General features: G+C 68.1%; 15 protein-coding genes and 1 riboswitch. Of the genes, 8 read left to right on the top strand and 7 right to left on the bottom strand.

The window, feature by feature from the left end:
- Positions 1–34 precede the first annotated feature (34 nt).
- Positions 35–982 (bottom strand): 4-hydroxy-3-methylbut-2-enyl diphosphate reductase, encoded by a 948-nt coding sequence (ispH, locus tag QM789_RS17480; protein WP_420353102.1) that lies wholly within the window; start codon positions 980–982, stop codon positions 35–37.
- A gap of 182 nt (positions 983–1164) precedes the next feature.
- Between ispH and QM789_RS17475 the strand changes: the two genes are divergently transcribed.
- Positions 1165–2829, top strand: a complete 1665-nt coding sequence (locus QM789_RS17475; protein WP_420353101.1) for an acyl-CoA dehydrogenase family protein — start codon at positions 1165–1167, stop codon at positions 2827–2829.
- Between the two features lie 49 nt (positions 2830–2878).
- Positions 2879–3382, top strand: a complete 504-nt coding sequence (locus QM789_RS17470) for a GNAT family N-acetyltransferase (RefSeq protein WP_420353100.1) — start codon at positions 2879–2881, stop codon at positions 3380–3382.
- A gap of 19 nt (positions 3383–3401) precedes the next feature.
- Here QM789_RS17470 and QM789_RS17465 read toward each other — a convergent pair whose 3' ends face one another.
- From QM789_RS17465 to QM789_RS17440, 6 genes are all read right to left on the bottom strand, one after another.
- Positions 3402–4373, bottom strand: coding sequence for a DUF6925 family protein (locus tag QM789_RS17465; protein ID WP_420353099.1), 972 nt, complete (start codon positions 4371–4373; stop codon positions 3402–3404).
- The gene (locus QM789_RS17460; protein ID WP_420353339.1) at positions 4352–5119 is read right to left on the bottom strand and encodes an ABC transporter ATP-binding protein; all 768 of its coding nucleotides are present in this window, start codon (positions 5117–5119) and stop codon (positions 4352–4354) included. The genes QM789_RS17465 and QM789_RS17460 overlap by 22 nt, the downstream gene beginning before the upstream one ends.
- On the bottom strand, positions 5116–6096 hold the full coding sequence (locus tag QM789_RS17455; protein ID WP_420353098.1) for a FecCD family ABC transporter permease: 981 nt from the start codon (positions 6094–6096) through the stop codon (positions 5116–5118). Before QM789_RS17455 ends, QM789_RS17460 begins: the two co-directional genes overlap by 4 nt.
- A complete protein-coding gene (locus QM789_RS17450; protein ID WP_420353097.1) occupies positions 6093–6896 on the bottom strand; it encodes an ABC transporter substrate-binding protein in 804 nt (267 codons plus the stop codon). Before QM789_RS17450 ends, QM789_RS17455 begins: the two co-directional genes overlap by 4 nt.
- A complete protein-coding gene (locus QM789_RS17445) occupies positions 6893–8782 on the bottom strand; it encodes a TonB-dependent receptor plug domain-containing protein (RefSeq protein ID WP_420353096.1) in 1890 nt (629 codons plus the stop codon). Before QM789_RS17445 ends, QM789_RS17450 begins: the two co-directional genes overlap by 4 nt.
- 128 nt (positions 8783–8910) lie before the next feature.
- A riboswitch (cobalamin riboswitch) is annotated at positions 8911–9117 on the bottom strand.
- Positions 9118–9169: 52 nt separating this feature from the next.
- Positions 9170–10564, bottom strand: coding sequence for a short-chain fatty acyl-CoA regulator family protein (locus QM789_RS17440; RefSeq protein WP_420353095.1), 1395 nt, complete (start codon positions 10562–10564; stop codon positions 9170–9172).
- A 139-nt stretch (positions 10565–10703) separates the two neighbouring features.
- Between QM789_RS17440 and QM789_RS17435 the strand changes: the two genes are divergently transcribed.
- The 6 genes from QM789_RS17435 (at position 10704) to folE2 (ending at position 17192) form a co-directional block, all read left to right on the top strand.
- Positions 10704–11072, top strand: a complete 369-nt coding sequence (locus tag QM789_RS17435; RefSeq protein ID WP_420353094.1) for an acyl-CoA thioesterase — start codon at positions 10704–10706, stop codon at positions 11070–11072.
- The gene (gene prpD / locus QM789_RS17430) at positions 11059–12564 is read left to right on the top strand and encodes a 2-methylcitrate dehydratase PrpD (protein WP_420353093.1); all 1506 of its coding nucleotides are present in this window, start codon (positions 11059–11061) and stop codon (positions 12562–12564) included. Before QM789_RS17435 ends, prpD begins: the two co-directional genes overlap by 14 nt.
- Positions 12561–13727, top strand: coding sequence for a bifunctional 2-methylcitrate synthase/citrate synthase (prpC, locus tag QM789_RS17425; protein WP_420353092.1), 1167 nt, complete (start codon positions 12561–12563; stop codon positions 13725–13727). The genes prpD and prpC overlap by 4 nt, the downstream gene beginning before the upstream one ends.
- A gap of 4 nt (positions 13728–13731) precedes the next feature.
- Complete coding sequence (gene prpB, locus QM789_RS17420; protein WP_420353091.1) at positions 13732–14646, top strand: methylisocitrate lyase; 915 nt, start codon at positions 13732–13734, stop codon at positions 14644–14646.
- A 210-nt stretch (positions 14647–14856) separates the two neighbouring features.
- The gene (locus tag QM789_RS17415) at positions 14857–16032 is read left to right on the top strand and encodes an aminotransferase class V-fold PLP-dependent enzyme (RefSeq protein WP_420353090.1); all 1176 of its coding nucleotides are present in this window, start codon (positions 14857–14859) and stop codon (positions 16030–16032) included.
- Positions 16033–16100: 68 nt separating this feature from the next.
- Entirely contained in the window at positions 16101–17192 is a 1092-nt protein-coding gene (gene folE2, locus QM789_RS17410) for a GTP cyclohydrolase FolE2 (protein WP_420353089.1), read from the top strand.

Here is a 17192-nt window from a genome sequence, read left to right as displayed (position 1 = left end):
CCGATCCTTTGGGCAATGCGCCGAAGGTCGGGGGTCAGCCAGCTTCCCGCAGCACCTTGGGAACCTTGAATTCGATGTCCTCGCGCGCGGTTTCCACCAGGTCCACGGTGACCTCGTAGCGGTCGCGGAAGGCGTCGATCACCTCGTTGATCAGCACCTCGGGCGCCGAGGCCCCGGCGGTGACGCCGACGGCGCGGATCCCCTCGATCGCGCGCCAGTCGATCTCGTCGGCGCGGCCCACCAACTGGCTGTAGGCGCAGCCCGCCGCGCGGCCGACCTCGACCAGACGACGTGAATTGGAGCTGTTCGGCGCGCCGATCACCAGAAGCGCGTCGATCTTCGGCGCGATCGCCTTCACCGCCGTCTGCCGGTTGGTGGTGGCATAGCAGATATCCTCGCGCCCCGGCCCGATGATGAAGGGGAAGCGGTCGCGCAGCGCCGCGACGATCCCGGCGGTGTCATCGACCGAAAGCGTGGTCTGGGTGATGAAGGCGAGCTTTTCCGGATCGCGCGGGGTGATCTGCGCCACATCCGCGACCGTCTCGACCAGAAGCACCTCGCCCTCCGGCAGTTGCCCCATGGTGCCCAGCGTCTCGGGGTGGCCGGCATGGCCGATCATCACCATCTGAAGCCCGTTCGCATGGTGGCGCGCGGCTTCGTTATGGACCTTGGTCACCAGCGGGCAGGTGGCATCGACCTGGATCATGTTGCGCCGCAACGCCTCGGCCGGAACCGCCTTCGGCACGCCATGGGCGGAAAAGATCACCGGCCGGTCGTCCGGGCACTCGTCCAGTTCCTCGACGAAGACCGCGCCCTTTTCGCGCAGCCCGTCGACCACGAATTTGTTGTGCACGATCTCGTGGCGCACATAGACCGGCGCGCCCCATTTTTCGAGCGCCATCTCGACGATCTTGATCGCGCGGTCCACACCGGCGCAAAATCCGCGCGGGGCCGCGAGGTAGAGTGTCAGGGCAGGTTTCATCGCGCTCTCCTTGGCCCTTTCCACCTAATGCGCCACGGCCCGCGCGTCCAGTCCACAGCGGGGCGCAAAATCAACGCGGACATATTCGGTCTTGCGTTGTGCTTTAGACGAATTTTTATTGCGCAACGGATTGCGATGTCCTAGGCACGATGCAACCGCAGCATAACCGAGGGAGCCGACTCATGGCCCACGACGGCGCCGATCTGTCCGCCACTGTCCTTCTGCCCGATCTCCTGTCGCTGACGCAGGCGGCGCTGCCCGAGGTGGCGGCGCTGGTCGCACAGGCGACGGCGGCGCTCAGGGCGCGTGTCAGCCGCGAGGGCAAGGTGTCGGCCCGGGCGCTGGAGGCCGATCAGTTCGCGGCCCATGCGCTTTCGTGGCTGGCGACCTATGAGCAATCGCTGGCGCAGTTGCGCGGCTGGGCGGGGCGGGTGGCGGAAGCCGGGAATTTCGGCGCGATGGAGGGGCTGATTCTGCAAATCGGCTTCGGCGAATACCTGAACCAGATCGCGGGCGGCATCCCGATGTCGCAAGGCGAGATCGCGCGGCTGTCGGACCTTGGCCTGAGCTGGACGCCGGGGCCGGAGGCCGCCGCACTGATGGCCGAGGGCAATACCCCGGCGGCGCGGATGGCGCTGGTCGCGCTGATGCAGGACAATCAGGGCCGGGCGCTGTTCGGGGCCTCGGGGCTGGACGAAGACCTGGAAATGATCCGCGACCAGTTCCACCGCTATGCGGAGGAGCGGGTGATCCCGAACGCTCATGAATGGCACCTGAAGGACGAGCTGATCCCGATGGAGATCATCGAGGAACTGGCCGAACTCGGTGTCTTCGGCCTGACGATCCCGGAGGAATACGGCGGGCTCGGCCTGTCGAAGGCGTCGATGGCGGTGGTGACGGAGGAGTTGTCGCGCGGCTATATCGGGGTGGGCTCGCTCGGCACGCGTTCGGAAATCGCCGCCGAACTGATCCTGTGCGGCGGGACCGAGGCGCAGAAGCAGAAATGGCTGCCGGGCCTTGCCTCGGGTGAAATCCTGTCCACGGCGGTGTTCACCGAGCCGAACACCGGCTCCGACCTCGGCAGCCTGCGCACCCGCGCGGTGAAGGAGGGCGACGACTGGCTGGTGACCGGCAACAAGACCTGGATCACCCATGCGCAGCGCACCCATGTGATGACCCTGCTCGCCCGGACCGAGCCCGAGACGACCGATTACCGCGGCCTGTCGATGTTCCTTGCCGAAAAGACCCCGGGCACCGACGACAACCCGTTCCCGACGCCCGGCATGACCGGCGGCGAGATCGAGGTGCTGGGCTATCGCGGCATGAAGGAATACGAACTCGGCTTCGACGGTTTCCGGGTGAAGGGCGAGAACCTTCTGGGCGGCGAGACCGGCAAGGGGTTCAAGCAGTTGATGGAGACCTTCGAGAGCGCCCGGATCCAGACCGCCGCCCGTGCCGTCGGCGTGGCGCAGGCGGCCTGCGAGATCGGCATGCGCTATGCCATCGACCGCAAGCAGTTCGGCCAGCCGCTGATCGCCTTCCCGCGCGTGGCCGGGAAGCTCGCGATGATGGCGGTGGAAATCATGATCGCGCGGCAGCTGACCTATTTCTCGGCCTGGCAGAAGGACCACGGCACGCGCTGCGACCTTGAGGCCGGGATGGCGAAGCTCCTGGGTGCGCGCGTGGCCTGGGCGGCGGCGGACAATGCCTTGCAGATCCACGGCGGCAATGGCTTCGCGCTGGAATACACGATCAGCCGGGTGCTGTGCGATGCCCGGATTCTGAACATCTTCGAGGGCGCTGCCGAGATTCAGGCGCAGGTGATCGCGCGCCGGCTGCTGGGCTGACTTGCATCCGCCGCGCGTTGGATCATGGTGGGCGAAAACAGGAGCCCCCATGATCCGAGACGCCACCCCCGAGGATGCCGCGGCCATCGCCGCGATCTACAACGATGCCGTGGTCCATTCGACCGCGATCTGGAACGATGTGCAGGTCGATGCGGCGAACCGCGTCGCCTGGATGCAGGCGCGGCAGGAGCAGGGCCTGCCGGTTCTGGTGCTGGAGGAGGCGGGCGAGGTCACGGGCTATGCGAGCTACGGCCCGTTCCGCGCCTTTGACGGCTACCGCGAGACGGTGGAGCATTCGGTCTATATCCGCACCGACCGGCGCGGCGGCGGGCGGGGCCGGGCGCTGATGGAGCAACTGCTGGCCTATGCCCGGGCGCGCGGGCTGCATGTCATGGTGGCGGCGATCGAGGCGGGGAATGCCCCGTCGATCGCGCTGCACCGCAAGCTGGGGTTCGAGGATATCGGCGTGATGCCGCAGGTCGGGCAGAAATTCGGCCGCTGGCTGGATCTGGCGCTGTTGCAGATCGTGCTGGACGACCGCGCCGCGCCCTGATTTTGCGACAGGCGCCGCATTAGCCGCCTTCGGCGCCCTCCTCGGTCTTGTCGAAGGTCTGGCGGTAGCGGTCGAGCAGGGCGGAGGGATTCGTCCGGGCCGCCTGCCGCAGGGCGACGCGCAGCGCGACCCGGCCGAAACGGTCGCCGGGCGGGGTGAAATCCTCGGGCGCGATCCTTCGGGCGAGCGCGTCGCGGGTGGCGGTCTTGACCGCCAGCGTCTCCGGATCGCCCCATTGGTCGAGCAGGGCGGCGAAGGCATCGAACCGCGCGCGGTCGAAGGCGCGCGGCTGGCCGAGCGGATCGCTCACCGCGCTTGCCGGATGGAGCCCCGCGACCGGGATCCAGCCCGCCGGGATCGGCGTATTGGCGGAATGGGTCCGGCCGCTGCGCATCAGTTGCGGCAGCAGATGGGTATGCGGGCCGATGGGCGAGGCGCCGCCCGTCTCCGGCCCGCCGATCTTCTGATAGACCTCGATCCGGCCGATCCGGCTCAGCGCGATCCGCGCCGGGTGACGGGAGAGGATCGCGGGCATCGCCGGGCAGCCCGGCGCGAAGACCGAGGTGCCAAGCGCGCCGCGCAGCACCGCGATCAGATCGGGATCGTTGGTGCGGATGCAGAAATCGACCTGCGCCTGAGCAAGGCCGAGGTCGAAGAGGATCGCGCCGCGGTCCGTGTCGCGCAGCGCGCCGTCATCGGGGCCGAGTTCGGTCAGCACGTCGCGCGTGGCCATCGCGTAACCGCCTTCGGGCAGGCAGAGCGACACGCCCTGTTGCCAGCGGGTGGCGTCGCGGCTCAGCGCCTCCCAGGCGACGGGGCGGACCTCCTCCAGCCGGTCGAGCCGGATCCCGCCGCGCGCGGTGACCATGCGGCACCCCGGCCCGGCGGCGGGCATCGGGTCGCCCGCGACATGGTGGAACTCGCAGATCGCGCCGAAGGAGCCCATCGACCAGCCGGCCTCGGGATCGGTCAGGAAGGTGTCGAGCTGCATGGCGGTCTCCTCAGGGTGTCGAGCGGTTGGAAGATGAAGCCCTCGGGCGTCAGCGCGGCATGGGCGGTGATGCCAAAGACCCGGGCCATGTTTTCGGCACACAGCACCGGGATCGGCGGGCCGTCGGCGACGATCCCGCCCTCGTGCAGCAGGATCAGCCGGGTGCAGTGCCGCGCCGCAAGGCCGAGGTCGTGGAGCGAGGCCAGCACCGCGCCGCCCCGTTCCGCCAGCCCCGCGAACAGCCGCATCGTCGCGATCTGCGCGGCGGGATCGAGCCCGGCGGCGGGTTCGTCGGCGATCAGCAGCGGGGCTTCCTGTGCCAGCGCGCGGGCGATCAGGACGCGGGTCTGCTCGCCCCCGGAAAGCGCGGTGGCCGGGCGGTGGCGGAAGGGTTCCAGATCCAGCGCGGCGATGGCGCGGTCCACCGCGGCGCGGTCGGTCGGGCCGGGCCAGGGGGTGCGGCCAAGCGCCACCAGCGCCTCGACCGGCATCGGCCAGGCGATGTCACGCCCCTGCGGCAGGAAGGCCGCCGCCCGCGCCCGGGCCGTGGCGGAGAGGGCGGCGAGGGAGGAATGACCGCTCGCGGGCAGCAACCCGAGCGCCGCGCGCAGCAGCGTCGTTTTCCCCGTGCCATTGGGGCCGAGCAGGCCGATGAATTCGCCCGGCCGCACGGTCAGGTCGATATCCTTCAGGATCTGTCGCCCGTCACGCCGGACGCCAAAGCCGCGCAGGTCGAGCAGGCTCACCATCCACCCCTCCGCGTCCTGACGATCATGTGCAGGAAGAAGGGCGCGCCAACCAGCGCGGTGACCACGCCGAGCTTCAGATCCCGATCCGGCAGGATCAGCCGCACCGCGATGTCGGCCGCGAGGATCACCGCCGCCCCGCCAAGCGCCGAGGCGGGCAGGAGCCGCACCGGATCCGCCCCCACCGCGCGGCGCAGCAGATGCGGCACCACCAGCCCGACGAAGCCCACCGCACCCGCCACCGCCGTCGAGGCACCCACCAGCGCCGCCGTGCCGCACACCAGCATCAGCCGCAGCCGGGGCAGCCGGACGCCCATCGTCGCGGCGGCATCCTCGCCCAGCGTCAGGGCGCCAAGGCCGCGCCCGCAGGGCAGGATCAGCGCCGCGCCGAGCACGATGAAGGGCAGGGCGGTCCAGACATGCACCATCGAGCGGTCGGCGAGCGAGCCCATCATCCAGAACACAATCTCGTTCGCCGCGAAGGGGTTGGGCGAGAGGTTCAGCACCAGCGACGTTGCCGCCCCCGCGAGCGCCGAAATCGCCACCCCCGCGAGGATCAGCGGCAGCGCCCCGCCGCCCGCCCCCGCCAGCGCGAGGATCAGGAGCACCGACAGCATCGCCCCCCCGAGCGCCGCCAAGGGCAGCGCGAGCGGAGCCAGCGCCGCAAGCCCGGTATGGATCGCCAGCACCGCGCCAAGCGCCGCCGAGGCCGATGTCCCGATCAGCCCCGGTTCCGCCAGCGGATTGCGCAGGAATCCCTGCATCGCCGCGCCCGCAAGGCCAAGGCTCGCCCCCACGATCACGCCGAGCAGCGCGCGCGGCAGGCGCAGTTCCTGCATCACGATGGCGATCAGGGTGTCGCGCGGGCCGAACAGGGCCTTCAGGCTGGTGATCGGGTCGAGCGCGGCGGGGCCGATCAGCAGCGAGGCGGTGAACAGCCCCAGCACCAGAACACCAAGCGCAAGAAACAGCTTCATCCGAGGCTCCCGGCAGGTGGCACGGCGCGGATCGCACGCAGGATATGGGGCGTGCCGCAGACCCAATCGCGATCCGTCATCGTGCCGGTGGCCGCGTACTGGCGCAAGGCCGCGATGGCGGGATGGTCGAGCACCTCCTGCGCCCGGGCCGCGCCGGGATAGCGCCGCCCGAGGATCAGCAGATCGGGACCGGCCAGCACCAGTTGCTCGACCGGCAGGATACCGCCCTGAGGGATGCCCAGTTCGGTGGCGATATTGGCATAGCCCGCGGCGGCAAGGATCTGCCCGGCAAGGCTCTGGTCGCCCGAGGTATAGCCGTTCGCGGAATACAGCGCGGCGCGCGGGCGCGTCCTGGGCGGCGGGGGCAGGGCGGCCAGATCGGCATCGAATTGCGCCACCACCGCCTCGGCCTGCGCCGCGCGGTTCAGCACTTCGCCCATCCGGCGCAGATTGGCGCGAATGCCGTCGAAATCGCTCTCCGGATCGAAGACGACGACGGGAATGCCGAGCCGGCGCAGCATGGCGACGGTGGTCAGCGTGGTGTAGCGCCCGGCCAGAACCAGATCGGGGCGCAGCAGGTAGATCTCCTCGGCCAGCCCATGGTTGACCGGCAGATCCGTCACCATCGGCGCGGTCGCCGGATCGTGGGACAGATAGGAGACCGAAACCAGCTGCCCCGGCGCCGCCAGCATCAGCGCCAGCTGATCGGTGCACAGGTTCATCGACACCACCCGCGCGGGCCCCGCCATGGCGGGAAGCGCCAGCCCGAGGGCCAGCGCCAGCCCGAGGGCGCGGATCACCACTTCGCCTCGACCCCGGCATAGACGGTGCGCCCCTGCGAGGCATAGCCCCAGACGTCCGAATAGCCCTTGTCGAACAGGTTCACGACCCGTCCGGTCAGGCGCAGGTTCTCCGTCAGGTCATAGCCCGCCGCGAGGTTGAGGGTGGCATAGTCGGGCAGTTTCGCCTTGGCGTAGCTGCCCCACCACTGGCTGTCGTAGTTGTCCGCCACATAGCGGACATCGGCGGACACCGTGCCGCGCCCGTCCATGAACCCGAGCGATGCCGTCAGGCCCAGTTCATGGCGCGGACGGCGCACGGCAACCGTCTTGTCGGCGTTCTTCGCATCCAGATAGGTGTAGGTGCCGCTCAGCAGCAGGTCGTCCGTCGCCTGGAACCGGCCCGAGACCTCGACCCCCTGACGCGGGCTGTGGCCGTGCTGGTTGCGATAGGAGAAGGTCGAGACCCCGCCCTCCGCCGAGGCAAGATAGCTGGTGATCTCATCCTCCAGCTTCTGGTTGAAATAGGTCACGTCGACCAGTGCCCGGCCGTCAAGGAACTCCGCCTCGACGCCGATGTCATAGCCGCGGTTCTTCTCTGGCTTCAGATGCGGGTTGCCCTTGTAGACGCTCGACCCATAATCCGCATTGGCGTAAAGCTCGAAATAGGACGGGTTCACGACGCCCTTGCCCGCCGAGGCATGGAGCCGCAGCCCGGTTTCCGGGATCCGCCAGGACAGGCCGAGGTTCCAGCTGTTGTCATCCTCGAAGACCTTGTTGTCGTCATGCCGGATGCCCGCCTGCACATCGACGCCATTCGGCAGCGACCCCCGGTATTCCAGCGCAAGGGAGGTCATCTCGCGTTCGTAATCCGGCGCGCTCGACGAACTGTCCTTCTGCTTTTCCGCCAGCAGGTTGAGCAGATGCGCGCTGTCCGCCACCGCCCGGCCATCGAGCCCGTAGCTCAGCCGGTATTTCAGCTTCTCGGTCTCGCCCCGGGTATAGTCGCCGTCGTTGTAGTTCTGCTTGAAGACCGAATCCTGATAGTCCAGCCGATGCGTCAGCCGCCCGTCGAGCATGGCGAATTCCGCCCAGAGGCCGCCGGTGAACTCCTGCCGGGTGCTGTGCGGGAAGCGGTCGTCCACCACATAGCTTGCGGCATCGGTCGCCATGTAGCTGGTGGAATCGTGGCGGTATTTCTCCTTTGCCCGGCGCAGGGTGAAGCCGAGGGTCAGATCCTCGGTCGCCTTCCAGTCGCCCGAAAGGGTCGCGGTGCGCCGGTCGGTGCCGTCGCGCTCGCCGCCGTCGCCCGACTCGTCATAGCCCTTGTCGTGCCGCCCCGAGAGGTTCAGCGCGATGCTGCCGCGTTCGCTGCGGTGCGAGGCATGACCCGAGACGGCGAAGCCGTTGCCATATTCGACCGAACCGCCGTAATGCGTGCCGATTTCGCCCTTGCGGGTGATGATGTTGATGACCCCCGCCGAGGCGTTCGAGCCGTAATAGACCGATTGCGGGCCGCGCAGCACCTCGATCCGGTCGATGTTCGCGGTCTCCAGCCCGCTCAGGATATATTCGTCCGCGCCGCCGGTGGCCTCGATCCCGTCGATCAGGATCAGCGTGTGGTTGGCCTCGCCGCCCCGGATCCGGACCTGGGTATAGCTCGACCCGGAGCCGTTGACCGATACCCCGGGCACCGCGCGCAGGGCGTCCTGCACCGTGGCGATGCCGCGTTTCTCGATCTCTTCGCCGGTCAGCACGGTATAGGCGCCGCCGTAGGCGCCGGATTCGATCGGCGTCAGCCCGCCCGAGACGATGATCGTGTCGAGCGTCACTTCGTCCTGCGCCAGTGCAAGCGAGGGCAGCAGCGCCGTCAGCGCGAGAATGGAGATATGCGTGGGCCGGATCATGCCGTGGCCTCCCGTAGGCAGGCAGCGCCCGCCGATTGCAGATCGGGTCCGGCGGAAGGCCATCGCCCCCGCAGACCAATGACGGTCACCGCTGCGGGGATGCCGCTCCCCTGGCGCGCCCCGCACCGGGAATGGGTGAATGCCTCGGCAGGTCTCCTGACTTGCGGGTCATCGCTCGGGCCGGTCTTCCCGGGGGAACCCCAGTGACTACGGTCGGCCGTCGCTCGCCGCTTACAGTTGCGGGGGCAGCCGCGGATTCGTCCCGGATTGCCGCGACTCACCGCTGTTCCCTTTTCATCCGGCGATGGGCCGGAACCGAAGCCCCCTTGGCTTGCCGTGCGGGGGAGCCGCTGTCAAGCGCCTTGATGCCGGAAACGTGATCCGGGATCAGGCGGTTTCGGCGCCGGGGGAATAGGGCGCGAACCGGGCCTCGGTCTCGCGGATCGCAAGGGGGCGGCCCACCATCGGAAAGGCGCGCTGCGGGCAGCCGTTGCGTTCGCAGACCTTGCAGCCCGGGCCGATCCTGATGGCAAGATCCGGGCCGCGCAGGTTCAGCCCCCGGCCATAGACCAGCCGCTCCGCATGGGCGAGGTCGCAGCCGAGCGCGACGGCAAAGGTCTTGTCCGCCGCGCCGAAACCGCCCAGCCGGTGGCGCACCATCCGCGCGATCCACAGGTAGCTGCGCCCGTCCGGCATCTGCGCCACCTGGCGCAGGATTTCGCCCGGGCGGGCGAAGGCTTCGTAGACGTTCCACAGCGGGCAGGAACCGCCGATCCGGGCAAAGTGGAAATCCGTCGCCGATTGCCGTTTGGAGATATTCCCCGCCCGATCCACCCGCACGAAGAAGAACGGCACGCCGCGCGCCTCGGGCCGTTGCAGGGTCGAGAGCCGGTGGCAGGTGGTCTCGAAACCCACGCCGAAGCCGCGCGCCAGAAGGTCGATGTCATAGCGCAGTTCCTCGGCGGTTTGCAGGAACCGGCCATAGGGCAGGATCAGCGCTCCGGCGAAGTAATTCGCCAGCCCGATCCGCAGCAGCGCCTGCGCCTCCGGCGCCAGTTCCGCATCGCCGGAGAGCCGGTGCAGGATCTCGCCCTGTTCCAGGAAAGCGATCTGGGTGGCGATCTGGAAACATTGCTGGCCCGGCGTCAGATGCCCCGCCAGCCGCAGGATCCGGTCCGACGGGTCGAAGCTGCGCAGCGCCTCGCCGCCGGTGCTGCGGGCGATGCGGATGCCGTGGCGCCCGGCCAGCCGGTCGATCAGCCCGGGCAGCATCCGCCCGGGCGGCAGCGCGGCGCCGATCGCCTCGGCGGCCTCGTCGAGTTCGGCGACATAGTTGCGCCGCTCGTAGAACCAGTCGCGCACCGATTCAAAGGCCGCCGGCGCGCTTACCGGCGCGGCGGTCAGCCGCCCGGCCAGAAGGTCCGCCCGTTCGGCGGTGTCGCGCAGGCGGCGGTGCATGGCGACGATCCCGCCCGCGATGGCGGGCATGTTGGCGGCCAGGTGGCGCACCTCGGCCAGCGTCGCCCCGGTGCCCTGATCGGCCAGCGCGGCGCGCAGGTCGGTGATCAGCCGCGCCTCCTCTTCGTCGGAGAACAACTGCACGTCGAGGCCGAAGACGGCGTTCAGCCGCAGCAGTACCGGCACCGTCAGCGGGCGTTGGTTGTGCTCGATCTGGTTCAGGTAGCTCGGGCTGATGTCGAGCGCGCGGGCCAGATCCGCCTGGGTCATGCCGCGATCCTCGCGCAGCCGCCGCAACCGCAGGCCCATATAGGTCTTTGCCATCTTCGCAACCTTCGCAATTTACACGGCGATCCTTAACAAGATACCGCAATTTCAGTGGTTTATGATGATCTCGGCCTGTGAATATCTGGTTTTGCCAATCTTGTGAAGCCCACGGTCCCCGATGCAGCCCGATGTTGTCATGGTCGAAATGATCTTTCCCGAACAGGCGAACCATTACGGAACGCTGTTCGGCGGCAATGCGCTGTCGCTGATGGCGAAGGCGGCCTTTGTCGCGGCGACGGCGCATGCGCGGATGCCGGTGGTGATGGCGCGCTCCGAGCGGGTGGATTTCGCGACGCCGGTGAAGGTGGGCGAGATCCTCGAACTCCGGGCCTCGGTGATCCGCACCGGGTGCACGTCGATGACGGTGGAGGTCAGCGGCGTGGTGGGCGCCGGGCGGCGCGCGCTGAACGGCCGGTTCGAGATGGTGGCGGTCGATGATGCGGGGCGTCCGCGGCCGGTCGCGCGTGAATTGCAACAAAAGGGAAGAGACGATGAAAACGCATGAGGTGCGGACGTATAAATCCGCCGAACACCTGCCGCGCGAAGACCAGTTGGCGTGGAAGATCGCCGAGGTGGCGGCGGATCCTGTGGCGGTGCTGCCCGAGGTGACGGAGATGATCATCAACCGGATCATCGACAATGCGGCGGTGGCGGCGGCCTCTGTCGCGCGCCGTCCGGTGGCCTCGGCCCGGGCGCAGGCTTTGTGCCATCCCTACACGCCCGGCGCGACGGTCTTTGGCGTGACGGAGCGGGTCAGCCCGGAATGGGCGGCCTGGGCGAATGGCACGGCGGTGCGGGAGCTCGACTTCCACGACACGTTCCTTGCCGCCGAATATTCGCATCCGGGCGACAATATCCCGCCGATCCTGGCCGTGGCGCAGCATTGCGGGCTGTCGGGCAACGATCTGATCCGGGGGCTGGCGACGGGCTATGAAATTCAGGTCGATCTGGTGAAGGGGATCTGCCTGCATGAACACAAGATCGACCATATCGCGCATCTCGGGCCGTCGGCGGCGGCGGGGATCGGCACGGCGCTGAACCTGCCGACCGACATCATCTATCAGGCGGTGCAACAGGCGCTGCATGTCACCACCACCACCCGCCAGAGCCGCAAGGGCGAGATTTCGTCGTGGAAAGCCTATGCCCCCGCCTTCGCGGGCAAGATGGCGGTGGAGGCCGTGGACCGGGTGATGCGCGGCGAAGGCGCGCCGAGCCCCGCGTGGGAGGGCGAGGATGGCTTCATCGCCTGGCTGCTCTCCGGCCCCGAGGCGCGCTATTCCGTACCGCTGCCGGAGACGGGCGAGCCGAAGCGCGCGATCCTCGACACCTATACCAAGGAGCATTCGGCGGAATACCAGAGCCAGGCCCTGATCGACCTTGCGCGCAAGATGGGGCCGATGATCGGTGACCTGCGGCAGGTGGACAGCATCGTCATCCACACCTCGCATCACACGCATTATGTGATCGGCACCGGCGCGAACGATCCGCAGAAGATGGACCCGAAAGCCTCGCGCGAGACGCTGGACCATTCGATCATGTATATCTTCGCGGTGGCGCTGGAGGATGGCGGCTGGCACCATGCGAAATCCTATGCCCCCGACCGCGCCGCGCGGCCGGAAACCGTGGCGCTGTGGCACAAGATCAGCACGCTGGAGGATCCGGACTGGACCCGCCGCTACCACAGCCGCGATCCGAAGGAGAAGGCGTTCGGGGGCCGTGTCGTGGTCACGCTGAAGAACGGCCGGGTGATCACCGAGGAACTGGCGCTGGCCGATGCGCATCCGGACGGCGCCCGGCCGTTCCGGCGCGAGAACTACCGGCAGAAGTTCCTGACGCTTTCGGAAGGGGTGATCGCCCCGGTGGAGCAGCAACGGTTCCTGACGGCGGCGGAAAGCCTGCCGGATCTCGCGGATCTGACGGAGCTGAACTTCGTGGTGGATGCGGGCCTGCTCGGCGCGCCGCGTCCGCATGGCATCTTCGACCGGGGGGCGAAATGAGCGACGTCAGGAAACCGAAGAAGTCGGTGGCGCTGTCGGGCGTGGTCGCGGGGAATACCGCGCTGTGTTCGGTGGGCCAGAGCGGGAACGACCTGCATTATCGGGGTTATGACATCCTCGACATCGCGGAGACCTGCGAATTCGAGGAGATCGCGCATCTGCTGATCCACGGCAGCCTGCCGACGGCGGCGGAACTGAGTGCCTACAAGGCGAAGCTGAGGGCGCTCAGGGGCCTTCCGCAGGCGGTGCGCGCGACGCTGGAGGCGATCCCGGCGGCGGCGCATCCGATGGATGTGCTGCGCTCGGGCGTCTCGGCCATGGGCTGCGCGCTGCCGGAGGCCGCCGACCACAACACCCCCGGCGCGCGTGACATCGCCGACCGGCTGATCGCGGCGCAGGGCTCGATGCTGCTCTACTGGTATCATTATAGCCAGAACGGGCGGCGGATCACGGTCGAAACCGACGACGACAGTATCGCGGGGCATTTCCTGCATCTGCTGCACGGCCACCCGGCCACGCCCGCGCATGTGAAGGCGATGCACACGACGCTGATCCTCTATGCCGAGCATGAGTTCAACGCCTCGACCTTCACCGCGCGGACCATCGCCGGCACGGGGTCGGATGTCTATTCCTGCGTCGCAGGTGCCATCGGCGCCTTGCGCGGGCCGAAGCACGGCGGCGCGAACGAAATGGCCTTCGAGATCCAGAAGCGCTACCCCACCCCCGACGCGGCCGAACAGGACATCCGGCGGCGGGTAGAGGCGAAGGAGGTGGTGATCGGCTTCGGCCATCCGGTCTATACCGTCGCGGACCCGCGCAATGTCGTCATCAAGCGCGTCGCGCGGCAACTGGCCGAAGAAGCCGGGTCGATGAGGATGTTCGACGTGGCCGAGCGGATCGAGGCCGTGATGTGGGACGCGAAGCAGATGTTCCCGAACCTCGACTGGTATTCCGCCGTTTCCTATCACCTGCTGGGCGTGCCGACGGCGATGTTCACGCCGATCTTCGTCATCTCCCGCACGGCGGGCTGGGGCGCGCATGTGGTGGAACAGCGGCTCGACAACAAGATCATCCGGCCCTCGGCCCATTACATCGGGCCGGAGGATCGCAAGTTCCTGCCCATCGCGCAGCGCGGCGGCCTGCTGACCGCCCATCCGGAGTGAGACCATGCCCTATCTGATCGGTTCCGATCTTCCGAACGTCCCGGCGGGCCAGCGGTTCAGCAATGCGCTGTCCCGCCCCGGCATCCTGAAGCTGCCCGGCGCGCATAACGGGCAGGCGGCGCTACAGGCGAAGGCCGCCGGGTTCGATGCGCTTTACCTCTCCGGCGCGGCGATGACGGCCAGCATGGGGATCCCGGATCTGGGGATCATCACGGTGGACGAGGTGGCCTTCTTCATCCGGCAGATCGCGCGGGCCTCGGGCCTGCCGCTGCTGGTCGATGGCGATACCGGCTATGGCGAGGCGCTGAACGTCATGCACATGGTGCGCAGCTTCGAGGATGCGGGCGCGGGCGCGGTGCATCTGGAGGATCAGCTCCTGCCGAAGAAATGCGGCCATCTGAACGACAAGAAGCTGGCCCTGGCCAGCGACATGGCGGCGAAGGTGGCGGCGGCGGCGCGGGCGCGGCGCGATCTGGTGATCATCGCGCGGACGGATGCGGCGGCGCGCGAGGGGATCGAGGGCGCGGTGGCGCGGGCGCGGCTGTATATCGAGGCCGGGGCCGATGCGATCTTCCCCGAGGCGCTGACCTCGGTCGAGATGTTCAGGGAGGTCCGCGCCGCGCTTCCGGGGGTGAAGCTCCTCGCCAACATGACCGAATTTGGCCGGACGCCCGCGCTCACGGCACAGGAGTTTCAGGATCTGGGCTATGACATGGTGATCTGGCCGGTGTCGTCGCTGCGCGTGGCGAACAAGGCGCAGGCAAGGCTTTATGCCACGCTCGCGCGCGACGGCGCCACCACGGCGATGATCCCGGAGATGCAGACCCGGGCCGAGCTTTACGACACCATCGGCCTCAGTGCCTTCGAGGCGCTGGACAGTTCGATCGCGGCCTCCGTCGCGCCGGACTGGACGGCCTGAGCCGGGGCGGGCCAGCCACGGCTCCGTGGCGCGGGGCGGCCCTCTCCCCGCGCCACGTTCCGTCCGTCTCGCGGCATTGCTGCGGTTGCGTCCAGTTGGCCCAAGCCAGCCGGGCGGTTCATTCGCTTTGTTGAATGGAAACGCCCCCGGTTGACTTTCGGGCGCGCGCGGCGCTAGGCCGGGTCACCTTGCAGCCAGGAGGCAGTTCCAATGACCCAGGATTGGAAAACCCGGACGAAGCTCGTGCATGAAGGCATCCGCCGCAGCCAGTATGGCGAAATGGCGGAGGCGCTCTTCCTCACCCAGGGCTTCGTCTATCCTTCCGCCGAGGTCGCCGAGGCGCGGTTCGTTTCCTCGGGACCGGACGAATTCATCTATGCGCGCTACGGCAACCCGACGACCCGGATGTTCGAGGACCGGATGTCCGCGATCGAGGGCACCGAGGATGCCTTTGCCTGTGCCTCCGGCATGGCGGCGGTGAACGGGGCGCTGATGTCGCAGCTCAAGGCGGGCGATCATGTCGTCGCCGCGCGGCAGATGTTCGGCTCCTGCCTGCATGTGCTCAAGGTGCTGGGCCAGTTCGGCGTCGACGTCACGCTGATCGACGGCGCCGTGCCCGATAACTGGGCGCGCGCGGTGAAGGCGAACACGAAGGTCTGCTTCTTTGAAAGCGTGTCGAACCCCGGGCTTGAGGTGATCGACATTGCCGCCGTGGCGAAGGCCGCGCATTCGGTCGGCGCGAAGGTGGTGGTGGACAATGCCTTCGCCTCGCCGATCTTCTCGAAGGCGGCGGAACTGGGCGCCGATGTCATCGTCTATTCGGCGACGAAGCATATCGACGGCGGCGGGCGCGCACTTGGCGGCGTCGTTCTGGGCACGCATGAGTTCATCCGCGGCCCGCTGGAGACCTATGTGAAACATACCGGCGGCGCGATGAGCCCGTTCCACGCCTGGATCATGCTCAACGGGCTGACCACGCTCGACCTGCGGGTCCGGGCGCAGGCGGCGAATGCGCAGGCGGTGGCCGAGGCGGTTCAGGGTCATGCCAAGGCGCGGGTGATCTATCCGGGGCTCAAGACGCATCCGCAGCATGATCTGGCGATGGCGCAGATGGGCTCGGGCGGCACGCTGTTCTGTCTGGACCTTGCGGGCGGGAAGGAAGCCGCGTTCCGGTTCCTGAATGCGATGCGGGTCATTTCGATCTCGAACAACCTCGGCGATGCCAAGTCGATCGCGACGCATCCGCCGACCACGACGCACAAGAACCTGACCGAGGAAGAGCGCGCCCTGATCGGCATCACCCCGGGCATGGTGCGGGTGTCGATGGGGATCGAGGATAGCGCGGACCTGATCGGCGATGTGCTGGGCGCGCTGGACGCCGCCTGATTTCCGCTTGGAAAACGAATGCGCCCGGCCCATATGGTGCCGGGCGCCGTCTTTTCGCGAGGATCCCGATGAACATCCGCACCCGCCTGCCCGACAGCGACGAAGCGAAAGCGGCGCTTGAGGTGCTGCGGGCCTGGGCCGAGGCCGCCGATCCGGCCGAGGTGGCGCGGCTGGATCCGGCGATCGCGCGGCTGCTACCGGGGCATGTGCTGTCGAATTATCCGGACCTCAGCCGGCAATATGACCCGGATTTCCCGGTCGATGAAGCCTATCGCGCCACGCTGCCGGATTTGCAGAACGGCCCGGCCTCGCTGATCGTCGGCGCGCGGACGCGGATCGAACATGTCGGCATCTCGAACTTCCGCCTGCCGATCCGCTACCGGACGCGGGACGGGGGGGATCTGACGCTTGAAACCTCGGTCACCGGGACGGTGAGCCTTGATGCCGGGAAGAAGGGCATCAACATGTCGCGGGTGATGCGCTCCTTCTACGCCCATGCCGAACAGCGGTTTTCGTTCGAGGTGATGGCGGCGGCGCTTGACGACTACAAGGACCACCTGGACAGTTTCGATGCCCGGCTGATGATGCGGTTCTCCTTCCCGACCCGGATCGGCAGCCTGCGGTCTGGCCTGTCCGGCTGGCAGTATTACGACATCGCGCTGGAAATCGTGGATACGGCGGGGGCGCGGCTGAAGGTGATCCATCTGGATTACGTCTATTCCTCGACCTGCCCCTGTTCGCTGGAACTGTCGGAACACGCCCGGCGCACACGCGGGCAGCTTGCGACGCCGCATTCGCAGCGGTCGGTGGCGCGGATCTCGGCGGTGCTGAACGAAGACGGCGGGCTGCTGTGGTTCGAGGATCTGATCGACATTGCCCGCGCCGCCGTGCCCACCGAAACCCAGGTGATGGTGAAGCGCGAGGACGAGCAGGCCTTCGCCGAACTCAACGCCGCGAACCCGATTTTCGTCGAGGATGCGGTGCGCGCCTTTGCGGGCGGGCTTCTGGCCGATCCGCGGGTGGGGGATTTCCGCGTGGTGGTGAGCCATCAGGAAAGCCTGCACAGCCATGACGCCGTGGCCCTGCTGACCGAGGGGCCGACCTTCGCGAGCCAGAGCCTCGACCCGCGGCTGTTTGCCTCGCTGGTCCATGGGGGCTAG

Origin of the sequence: Paenirhodobacter sp. (assembly GCF_047600745.1) — a bacterium.
Taxonomy (GTDB): Bacteria; Pseudomonadota; Alphaproteobacteria; order Rhodobacterales; family Rhodobacteraceae; genus Rhodobacter.
Note: the sequence above shows the minus strand (reverse complement) of the source record. Positions and strands in the feature narration are given on the sequence as shown.